Source organism: Ancylobacter radicis, assembly GCF_018449475.1.
Taxonomy (GTDB): Bacteria; Pseudomonadota; Alphaproteobacteria; order Rhizobiales; family Xanthobacteraceae; genus Ancylobacter; species Ancylobacter radicis.
Genome location: NZ_JAHCQH010000021.1, coordinates 156,849 through 166,643 on the forward strand (window position 1 = coordinate 156,849; position 9,795 = coordinate 166,643).

12 protein-coding genes are annotated in these 9,795 nt (G+C 68.7%); 6 read left to right on the plus strand and 6 right to left on the minus strand.

The annotated features are described in order from the left end of the window. Positions 1-78: 78 nt before the first annotated feature. Entirely contained in the window at positions 79-1,527 is a 1,449-nt protein-coding gene (locus KIP89_RS16960) for a hypothetical protein (protein ID WP_369807187.1), read from the plus strand. Positions 1,528-1,626: 99 nt separating this feature from the next. On the opposite strand, the gene KIP89_RS16965 is transcribed toward KIP89_RS16960, so the two are convergent. Together KIP89_RS16965 and msrB are read right to left on the minus strand one after the other, a co-directional pair. Next, positions 1,627-3,723, minus strand: coding sequence for a S9 family peptidase (locus KIP89_RS16965; protein WP_213756768.1), 2,097 nt, complete (start codon positions 3,721-3,723; stop codon positions 1,627-1,629). Next, entirely contained in the window at positions 3,720-4,148 is a 429-nt protein-coding gene (msrB, locus tag KIP89_RS16970; protein WP_213756769.1) for a peptide-methionine (R)-S-oxide reductase MsrB, read from the minus strand. The genes KIP89_RS16965 and msrB overlap by 4 nt, the downstream gene beginning before the upstream one ends. A 338-nt stretch (positions 4,149-4,486) precedes the next feature. Between msrB and KIP89_RS16975 the strand changes: the two genes are divergently transcribed. After that, complete coding sequence (locus KIP89_RS16975; RefSeq protein ID WP_213756770.1) at positions 4,487-4,906, plus strand: Ros/MucR family transcriptional regulator; 420 nt, start codon at positions 4,487-4,489, stop codon at positions 4,904-4,906. 43 nt (positions 4,907-4,949) lie between these two features. Here the strand turns inward: KIP89_RS16975 and KIP89_RS16980 are convergent, their stop codons facing one another. Continuing rightward, complete coding sequence (locus KIP89_RS16980) at positions 4,950-5,225, minus strand: hypothetical protein (protein WP_213756771.1); 276 nt, start codon at positions 5,223-5,225, stop codon at positions 4,950-4,952. 184 nt (positions 5,226-5,409) lie between these two features. On the opposite strand from KIP89_RS16980, the gene KIP89_RS16985 reads away from it, so the two are divergent. Both KIP89_RS16985 and KIP89_RS16990 read left to right on the plus strand, forming a co-directional pair. Beyond that, a complete protein-coding gene (locus KIP89_RS16985) occupies positions 5,410-5,793 on the plus strand; it encodes a helix-turn-helix domain-containing protein (RefSeq protein WP_213756772.1) in 384 nt (127 codons plus the stop codon). Further along, positions 5,783-6,328: a DUF6456 domain-containing protein gene (locus tag KIP89_RS16990; protein ID WP_213756773.1), complete on the plus strand. Its 546-nt coding sequence runs from the start codon at positions 5,783-5,785 to the stop codon at positions 6,326-6,328. The genes KIP89_RS16985 and KIP89_RS16990 overlap by 11 nt, the downstream gene beginning before the upstream one ends. Here KIP89_RS16990 and KIP89_RS16995 read toward each other — a convergent pair. Both KIP89_RS16995 and KIP89_RS17000 read right to left on the minus strand, forming a co-directional pair. After that, entirely contained in the window at positions 6,325-6,762 is a 438-nt protein-coding gene (locus KIP89_RS16995) for a SufE family protein (protein ID WP_213756774.1), read from the minus strand. The genes KIP89_RS16990 and KIP89_RS16995 overlap by 4 nt on opposite strands. A 60-nt stretch (positions 6,763-6,822) precedes the next feature. Continuing rightward, positions 6,823-7,305, minus strand: a complete 483-nt coding sequence (locus KIP89_RS17000) for a DUF5330 domain-containing protein (RefSeq protein WP_213756775.1) — start codon at positions 7,303-7,305, stop codon at positions 6,823-6,825. Positions 7,306-7,506: 201 nt separating this feature from the next. Here KIP89_RS17000 and KIP89_RS17005 point away from each other — a divergent pair, with 201 nt between their 5' ends. Both KIP89_RS17005 and KIP89_RS17010 read left to right on the plus strand, forming a co-directional pair. Next, complete coding sequence (locus KIP89_RS17005) at positions 7,507-8,154, plus strand: peptidoglycan-binding domain-containing protein (RefSeq protein ID WP_213756776.1); 648 nt, start codon at positions 7,507-7,509, stop codon at positions 8,152-8,154. 8 nt (positions 8,155-8,162) lie between these two features. Continuing rightward, positions 8,163-8,507: a DUF1491 family protein gene (locus KIP89_RS17010; protein WP_213756777.1), complete on the plus strand. Its 345-nt coding sequence runs from the start codon at positions 8,163-8,165 to the stop codon at positions 8,505-8,507. A gap of 5 nt (positions 8,508-8,512) precedes the next feature. On the opposite strand, the gene KIP89_RS17015 is transcribed toward KIP89_RS17010, so the two are convergent. After that, complete coding sequence (locus tag KIP89_RS17015) at positions 8,513-9,784, minus strand: DUF2336 domain-containing protein (protein ID WP_213756778.1); 1,272 nt, start codon at positions 9,782-9,784, stop codon at positions 8,513-8,515. Positions 9,785-9,795: the final 11 nt, after the last annotated feature.

Here is a 9,795-nt window from a genome sequence, read left to right on the forward strand (position 1 = left end):
CGCTCCGCCGCAGCGGACAACCAAAAGCATCGCGCGCGCCGAAATTCTTCTCCGCCGAAGGTCGTAGAGGCGAAGGCGGTGGACGGCGGCGCCGCGTTTTACCGGTGGAGGGGGTGCATTTTCCTGTGCAGCTTTTGTAAAAGCAAGTCTCGACGTAAAGTCCACGTGAATAAGGCCGAGCGCGAATCGGTCGGGCGGAGTGAATTTATGGGTGCACTTGTCATCGGCGTCGGCGTAGCGGTGGCCGTCATCGGTATCGTCTTCGGCGCGTGGGGCTTCAGCAGCTCGGAGACGACTTCCGGCGCGGCAATTCTGATGTCGGGAAGCATCGGATTTGTCGGCGGATTGCTGCTGGTTGCGATGGGCCTCGTGCAGAGGTCGCTGGTTGTGGTTGCCGACCGGCTCGACGGTATCATCCAGTTCGAGGAAGAAGAGGCCAGCCATCTGCACGGCCAGTTGCAGGCTCCCCTGCAGAGCCCGTTGCAGGACCGTGAGCATGGCCATGGGGCCGGGCTGGAGCTGGAGGCCGAGGACTTCCTCCCCGTCTTCCCGCCCATTTCCGAACCCGCCCCGCCGCCGCCGGCCAAGCCGGCCAAGCGGACCCCGCCGCCCGTTCCCGCGGCCCCGGCCCGGCAAATCCAGCCGGAACCGGAGCCCGAGCCGGAGCCGGAAGAGGCGATCGCACCGGCGGCCGTGGTGGCGGAGGAGCGTCCGCTCGATCCGGCGGGTGGGCTGCCATCCTGGTTCCGTCGCAAGCGTGAGCCGGAACCGGTTCCCGAGCCGGAGATCGAAGCGCAGCCGGAGATTGCCGAACCGGCGCTTCAATTCGAGCCGCTGCCCCCGCCGCGTCCGGCCTCCGAGGCCGCGCGCGCCGAACTGGCCCGGCGCGAGGAAGCGGCCCAGCGTGAGGCCGATGTGGCCGCGCGGCGCGAATTGCCGCCCTTCCTGCGCAGCGGGCCGCCCTCGGCGCCCGGCGAGCGTGCCGCGGTTCCCGAGCGCCCTGTGGCGCCGGAGCGTCCGATGCCCGTTGGGTTCGCGGCTGACCGGGCTGAATCTCATCCCGCCGAGCCGCGCGTCTCCGAACCGCGGATCTCCGAGCCCCGCATGTCGGAGCCTCGGGTGCCCGAGCCGCGCCGCGCGCCCGAACCACGGCTGTCCGAACCGCGCATTGCCGACCCCCGTATTGCTGAACCCCGCATCCCGGAACCGCGTATCGCGGCGCCGCGTGTACCCGAACCGGTGGTGCGCGAACCGGTAGTGCGCGAACCTCTTCCGCGCGCGGATCTCGGTCCCGATCCGGGCGCTCCGCCGGCTTTCCTGAGTGTCTCCGATCTGCTCGGCGATGATGAGCCGGCGGCCGAGCCGGAAGTGAGCGTGCTCAAGTCCGGCGTCATCGGCGGCATGGCCTACAAGCTCTACTCGGATGGCTCGATCGAGGCGGACCTGCCGGATGGCACACTGCGCTTCGCCTCGCTTCAGGATCTGCGCGACCACGTGTCGGGCGGCGCCGCGCGCGGCGAGGACTGACCCCGCGCCAGTCGGGCGATACGAAAAAGGGGCGCTTCGGCGCCCCTTTGCTTTGCTGTCTGTTCACGCGAACCGGAATCCACGTCGTTCGAAAATGCGCTAGCCTTTACCGGCGATGGCGAGGGCGAAGGCCTGCACCTGCGCGGTCTCTTCCAGCCGGTCGAAGCGCCCGGCGGCGCCGCCATGGCCCGCTTCCATATTGGTGCGCAGCAGGAGCGGGCGCGGGTCGGTCTTCACCTCCCGCAGCCGCGCCACCCATTTCGCCGGTTCCCAATAGGTCACGCGCGGATCGGTGAGGCCGGCCAGCGCGAAGATCGCCGGATAGTCCTGCGCCGCCACATTGTCATAGGGCGAGTAGGAGCGGATATGGGCGAAGGCGTCCGGGTCGGTGATCGGGTTGCCCCATTCCGGCCATTCCGGCGGCGTCAGCGGCAGCGTGTCGTCGAGCATGGTGTTGAGCACGTCGACGAACGGCACTTCCGCGACGATGCCGGCAAAGAGGTCCGGGCGCAGATTGGCCACCGCGCCCATCAGCATGCCGCCGGCCGAGCCGCCATGGGCGACGATCTTGTCCGGGGCGACCAGCCGCTCGCGGATCAGATGCTCGCCCGCCGCGATGAAGTCGTGGAAGGTGTTGGTCTTCCGGGCAAGCTTGCCTTCGCGGTACCAGCGCCAGCCCTTCTCCGTGCCGCCGCGTATATGGGCGATGGCATAGACGAAGCCGCGATCGACCAGCGACAGCCGGGAGGTGGAGAACCCCGCCGGGATCGAGATGCCATAGGCGCCATAGCCATAGAGCAGGCAGGGCGCGCTGCCATCAAGCGGCGTGTCCCGGGCGAACAGCAGCGACACCGGCACCAGCTCGCCATCGGCCGCCGGGGCCATCAGGCGGCGGGTGACATAGCGTTCGGGATCGTGCCCGGACGGCACTTCCTGGCGCTTGCGCAGCACGCGGGCGCGGCTTGCGACATCATAGTCCCACACTTCGGTCGGCGTGGTCATGGAGGAATAGGTGAAGCGGATCTCGGACTTGTCGAAGCCATAGCCGGGATCGAAGCCGAGCGAATAGGCCTCCTCGGCGAAGGCGACCGCATGTTCCGCCCCGCCCGCGAGGTCGCGCACCACGAGGCGCGGCAGGCCGTCCTCGCGCTCCAGCCGCAGCAGGTGGCCGCGCAGCACGGCGACCGACAGGATCAGCCGGCCCTGCTTGTGCGGCACGATCTCGCGCCATTGCGCCCGGCCGGGCGTGGCGAGCGGGGCGGCGACGATCTTGAAATCTTCGGCACCGTCGGCATTGGTCTCGATGACGAGGCTCTCGGTGCCGTCAAGGTCGGGGTGGTGCTCGACGCCGTAGCGCAGCCCGACCTCGCGCGGCTCGACAAGCCGCAGCGGCGCCAGCGGATCATGGCGGTCGATCAGCCAGATTTCGCTGGTGTCATGGTCGCCGCAGGAGACGAGGCCGAAGCGGCCGGACTGGGTCTGGCCGAGCGAGACGAAGAAGCCCTTGTCCGGCTCCTCATAGATCAGCACATCCTCGCCCGGATCGGTGCCGAGCCGGTGGCGGTAGACGAAGCTCGGGCGGTGCTCGGGGTCGCGGCGGATGTAGAAGATGTACTGGCCGTCCGCGCTCCACAGCACGTCGCCCGTGGTCTCGCCGATTTCGTCGGCACGGTCGGCGCCCGTCGCGATGTCGCGGATGCGCAGCGTGTAGTATTCCGAGCCCGCCTCGTCGGCCGTCCAGGCATAGAGCGCGTGGTCGGGCGACTGGCGCGCGTCGCCGAACTGGAAATAGGCCTTGCCCTCGGCCAGCGCGTCGCCGTCGAGGATGACGGTTTCGCCGGCGATGGCCCCGGCCGGGCGGCGGCAGATCAGCGGATGCTGGCCACCTTCGCGGAAGCGGGTGAAATAGGCGAACGGCCCATCGGTGGCGGGGACGGAGGAATCATCCTCCTTGATACGCCCCCGCATCTCCTTGACCAGGTGCTGGCGCAGTTCCGCTCGCGGTGCGAACCAGGCCTCGGCGGCGGCATTCTCGGCCTCCAGCCAGGCGCGGATATCCGGCGCGAGAAGCGAGGGGTCGCGCATGACGTCCCGCCAGTTCTCGGCCCGCAGCCAGGCATGGGGATCGCTCAGCGTGACGCCATGGAAGGCGCGCACGAGCGGGGCGTGGGTGGTCTGCGCAGCTTGGTCACTCACGAGGCGGCCCCGTCCCTGTCCGGCGTGAAATTCATCGCGACGCCGTTCATGCAGTAGCGCAGGCCGGTCGGGCGCGGTCCATCGGGGAAGACATGGCCGAGATGGGCGTCGCAGGTGGCGCAGAGCACCTCGACGCGGTGCATGCCATAGGAGAAATCATGGCGTTCCGTGACCGCCTGCGCGTCGACTGGCTGCAGGAAGCTCGGCCATCCGGTGCCGGATTCGAACTTGGCATCGGAGCGGAACAGCGGGGCGTCGCAGCACACGCAACTATAGAGGCCCGGTTCCTTCTGGCTGAGATGCGGGCCGCCAAAGGCGCATTCCGTGCCATGCTCGCGGGTGACGCGATATTGTTCCGGCGTGAGCTGGTCCCGCCATTCGGCTTCGGATTTGATCACTTTCGGTCGGCGAGAGGCCTCGTTCATGGGATTTTTCCTGATGATATGCCGTGAGATAATGTGCACAAGGCGCAGCGGCAAGCCCGCGCGGACCTGTCCGGCCGGTGGCTAAGCCTTCCGTTGGAAAACATTTCAGCTATGCGTCACGATAGCTTTGCAGACAGCAACATGCAGAGCTCGACCGAAATGAGCGAATCTAATCCAAAATATCTTGCGAAACGTTTTTCGGAAGTCTATCTATGCCTTCATATCTCTGTACCAAATGGTGCGAGCTGAAAAGCAGTGTATTTCACGGATATAGGCGCGTGCATGTGTGTGCTGTGTGCCGGTATGCCAAGTTTCCTACGTCATCTGAAGAATGAGCCATGAGCGACACGCTGGACGTTGCCAACTATATCGAGCTCGCCGCCGATATCGTTTCCGCTTACGTGAGCAAGAATACGGTGCCGGCCAATGAGCTGCCCAATCTCCTGCACGATGTTCACAGCGCGCTGCAGCGCGTGACCAAGGGTGAGGCCGAGCCGGCGGCCGAGCCGCTGAAGCCGGCGGTCCCGGTGAAGAAATCCATCGCGCCGGATTTCCTCATCTGTCTGGAAGACGGCAAGAAGTTCAAATCGCTGAAGCGCCATCTGCGCACGCAGTACAATCTCACGCCGGAGCAGTACCGCGAGAAGTGGGGTCTGCCGGCCGATTACCCGATGGTCGCCCCGAACTATGCGGCGGCCCGCTCGGCTCTCGCCAAGGAAATGGGCCTCGGGCAGCAGCGCCGCCGCGTCGCGCCCTGATCCTCGCCGGATCGTTTCCGCCGGTTTTCGATGGCCGCCGCGTTCATTCGCGGCGGCCATTTTCGTGGCGGGCGGGGCTGGCGCCCGCCAGAGCTTCAGCCAGAAGCCGTGTCAGTGCCGCGTGGCGGCAGGCGTCATAACCGCCCCCGATCAATGACGCCCGCCGCTCCTGACGCAATAGGCGTCGCAGCGCCGTCACCCGTTCGTCTCCTGTGCGCCCGATGAAAGGGCGCAGCGCCGCCGCCCGCGCCACGATCTGGGCGTCGGGTTCATCCAGCCGCATCGCCCGGATACGCCGCCTCTCCTGTTTCTGTGTCATCCGCCACCTCGCTGCCGATGCGGCGAGTATGGGGAGTGGCGCCATGTGTGAGGATAAAAATCCTAAAACTTTTGTGTGGGCGGTTCTGGCGGGTTTGTTGATCTTTTCAGGCTAGTTCGTATTTTGTTCTTGTCGAAAGCATCTCCTCGATTTAGGGTTAAATTCCTAAATCGAGGAGATGCTCATGGTGCAGCTTTCATCGCAGGCCGAGGCGGGGCGGGGCGCCCGATGCCGGCCGGTCGCCCGCCCACTGCCGCCCGGCCTGCTCATCTGCGCCGAGGCCGCCTCAGCGGCGAGCGGCATCGCGCTTGACGATCTGCTGGCGCCCGGTCCGGGCGTGCGCCCCGTGTCGACCGCGCGGGCGCTGGCGATCTATCTCGCCCATGTCGGGCTTGGCCTGCCGCTGGCCCGCGTCGCCGAGGGCTTCCACCGCCACCGCACCAGTGTCGATCACGCCTGCCGGCGAATCGAGGAGCGGCGCGAGATCGCCGGCTGGGACCATTGGGTCGGGCTGCTGGAGGAGCAGGTGCGCGCGCGCCTTGCCGGGGAGGGCGGCGATGGCGCGTGAGCGGAAACTGGCGCGGCTGGAGGTCACGGTCGACGGGGTGATCGCCGAGGTCGAGGTCGATCTCGACGAATCCCCGCTCGGCTGGCTTGCCCGCCGGCGGGGTCGGGACGGGCGGGCTTTCATCGCCCCGGTGCAGCTTCTCGCCGGGGAACGCCTGCGGGCGGATTTCACCCGCGCGCAGATGAGCCCGCGCCTCACCGCCGATTGGAGCGCCACCGCCCGCCGCGGGCGGGGCAGCTCGCCCGGCATGATCTTCTCGGAGGCTGCGCTCGCCGCGCGCGAGCGGGTGGCGCGGGCGATCGAGGCGGCCGGGCCGGAATTCTCCGGTCTGCTGCTTGATGTCTGCTGCTTCCTGAAGGGACTTGAGGAGGTCGAGCGCGAGCGCGGCTGGCCGGCGCGCACGGGCAAGATCGTGCTGGCGCTGGGGCTCGACCGGCTGGCGCGCCATTACGGACTCGGCGTGGCGGCGCAGGGGCCCTCGCGGTCGCAGCTGCGGGCCTGGAGCGCGCCGCCGGAGGGCGGGGGAGCGCGCTAAGGGGCGGCTTGCGCCATGGCCTGATGCGCATCGGCGCGGATGCGTTCCACCATCGAGCGCAGCCCGTTGGAACGCTGGGGGGTGAGGTGATCCTTCAGCCCGATCCGCCCGAAAACGGCGGCCGGATCGGCGGCGAGGATGTCTTCGGCCGGACGGTTGGAATAAAGCGCCAGCAGGATGGCGATCAGGCCGCGCACGATATGGGCGTCGGAATCGCCGACAAAGGCCAGTGTCGGCCCCTCGCTGGCGGGTATCGTCCGGCTCACGAGCCAGACCTGGCTGGCGCAGCCCTGCACCTTGGTGCGATCGCTGCGCTCCTCTTCCGGGAAGGGCGGCAGGCTGCGCCCCAGCTCGATCAGATAGCGGTAGCGGTCGTCCCAATTATCGAGGAGTTCGAAATCCTCGATGATGCCGTCGATCCTGGATGTGCTCATTGTCGCCTCTCGCCCGGCATATAGGAGTGGGGGGCGGGCGGGTGCAATGGTGTCGGGCGTTCAGGCCGGCCTTTTCGGCGGCAGGGGGACGCCGGGCATGGCTTCAGTCGGGGCGGGCGCCGGGGAATGGGCGGGTGCGCCGGAGGCGGTCGGCTGCGCGTCCGGCAGCCGCGGACCCTGCCAGGCGGGGCTCAGGTCGCGGGTCGTCAGCGTATCGCCGGCGGGCACGCCCAGAGCGCGCGAGGCGGCCTTGCGCTTCTCCTCCATGAGCTGTTCGCTGATATAGGACAGGGCAAAGCGCGCCCCGGCCTCGGCTCGCTCGCCGATCATCTCGATCAGCCCCGCGCCGATGACGCAGGCCTGAGGCTGGCGCGAACAGAATCCGCCGGCATCCGCCACCGCGGAGGACGCGGCGGACAGCGCCTCCATGGCGCCGACCTTCGGCTCTCCCGCCGGCGAATCCCCGGACATGCCGCCGGTGATGCCCGGCAGCAGCAAGAGCACGAGGCCCAACCAGAAACACATGCGCAATAGAAAAAACATGACGCGTCCCGTGGCCGTCACCCACTACCTCAAGGCTTCATCATAAGGGCGAGGGGTTGCTCAACCGGTGCCGGAAAGCGGCGAAATTGCACGATTTCCGCAAGGCCTTGTTAAGCACGGCGCGGGTTTTAGGGTTCGTTTAAACCCCGCGTGCCAGAGTGACGCTTCAACGCGCCAGGGGGGCGCACCGGTTGGGTGGACATGCCGCGTTCCTATGCCAGCGACCTGCTTGTCGACGACATTGATCTGCACGGTGAACGAATCGCCGGCCGGCCCTATCGCTCGGGCCGCCGACGCTCCGACGTGTTCATGCTGTTCCTCGCCGCCGTGGCCAGCGCCGGTTTCCTGTTCAACGCGCTGATGCTTCAGGGCCCGCGCCGCGACGTGCCCAAGCCGATGAACGCGCCAAACGAACTGAGGACGATTCCGACCCCGCCGGCCGTGCAGCCGGCCCCGCCCAGCCTGGCTCCTGCCGCCTCCGCCGTAAGCCCCGCCCCGTCGGTAGCGGAACCGGTAGCGGCGCCCGCTCCGCCGCTTCCCCCGGTCAAACCCGCCGCGCCGCCGCCGCCGCGCGCGGCTGCGCCTGCCGCCGCAAATCCCATCGCCGCCGCGAGCCCCGCTCCCATCGTGCCGCCCGCCGATGTCGCGGTGTCGGCGCGGGTGATGGAGGTGCAGAAGGCGCTGGCCCGGCTCGGCTACGGCCCGATCCGCATCGACGGGCGAACCGGCGAGGCCACGCGCGAGGCAATCCTCCGTTTCGAGCGCGACCGCCGCCTGCCGGTCACGGGTGAGATTTCCGATCGTCTGGTGCGCGAGCTGAACGCCGTCGCCGGCTTCTCGATCCAATAGGCTCCGCCATGCGATTGAAAAGCGCTATCTGGGTTTCGGCGCTGATCCGCCGGGCCAATGGCGCGGGCGCCTTCGCCGCCGTGCGCCGGCGCGGCTCGGAGGAAGCGGGGGCGATCTTCGTCAAGGCCTGTCGCCTCGACGGCACGGCGGCGCTCTACGGCCCGGCGATGCCCTCGCTTTCGGGCGATAGCGAGCCGGGCGAGCGGCTCTTTGCCGAGATCGTGCCGGCGGGGTCGCTGGAGGTCGACTGCGAGGAGCGGATGCGGCGGGAGATACGCTTCGATCCTGATCTCTGGTTCGTCGAGATCGAAGACCGCGACGGCCGGCATTTTCTCGATATCGTAAGCCAGTAAGGCGCTTAGCCGCGCTGGCGACCCTCTGCCGTGTCGCTCGCCCCGAGCGGGGCCGGGCGCGCCACGCCATAGCTGCGGATCGGCGGGGTCTCGTCCGCCCGCTCGCGGCCTGTCCTGCGCACGCCGCGCCACTGCGCGACAAGATGCTGGGCGCTGGCGGCCGGCAGGGAATCGAACAATTCGGCGAGGCGTGTCATTTCTCCCGCCGAGCGGCCGGTCACCGGGTGCAGTCGGAACAGCACGCGCGAGAGAATGGCGAGCGAGAGGCCGAGCACCCGCGCGGCCACGGCGAGCGCCTGCCCGGTTTCATCCCCCACGATCTTGTGGGCGGCCGCCGGGGCAAGATCCAGCGCCTCCGCCATCAGGGCGGTGATGCGGTCCTTGTCGTCGGCCTTGGCGGCGTCCAGCAGGGCATCGGTGAAGGCGTCGCCAGCCGGGGCTCCCACGCGCTCGGCGAGGGGGAGTGGCGGGAGGGTAATGAGGCGGACGATCAGTGCAGTGCGTTCTTCCGGACCGGCGGCGAAGAAGCTGAAATCGGGTGACGGCTCGGCGCCGTTTTTCGGCGCGGGCGCGGCCGACGACGGCACTGCGGGCGCGGAGTCCGGCGCCGCGGGCAGGGGCGTTTCCGGGAGGAGGGCGGCCTCCGCCGCATCCGCCTCTAGCGCCACCGTCTCGGCGCGGGGCGCTTGCGGCGGCGCATCCCCAGCGTCGACGGCAATGGGGGCGGCGTCGGTGGCGGCGTCGTTATGCGGTATAAAAACACCGTCCTCCGCCACGTCCTCCGCCACGTCCTCCGCCACGTCCTCCGCCTCGGGCGCGGAGGCGGGTGTTGCGACTGCGGGCTTGTCGTCGATCAGGGCGGCGAGGCGCTTGGCGAGGTCCGGCGAGACGTCGCGGCGGGCACCGATGGCGGCGCGGTGATCGGGCGGGGCGCTGCGGGCGAGTTCCACCAGATCGTCGTCGCCGAGCACGGGCGAGAGCCGCAGCACGGGGCCGGCAATGGCCAGCGGGCCACGGGCGAGATGCAGCATGAGCTGACGCGGCAGATCGGCCCGCGCGGCGATCTGCCGGACATATTTCGCCGCCACCGGAATGTCGACGGAATCGAACAGCCGGCGCGCCAGCGTGGCGAAGCGCGCCTGCTCGGCCGGGCCGTGTTCGGGCTCCTGCATATAGAGCTTCACCAGCGCGCGCAACATCTCCGGGCGCGTGTCCTCGTGCCGGCGACGCGCATCGTCGATCAGGTCTTTGAGGCCGGAGCCGGGTGTCGAGGGCATGAGGCAGGCTT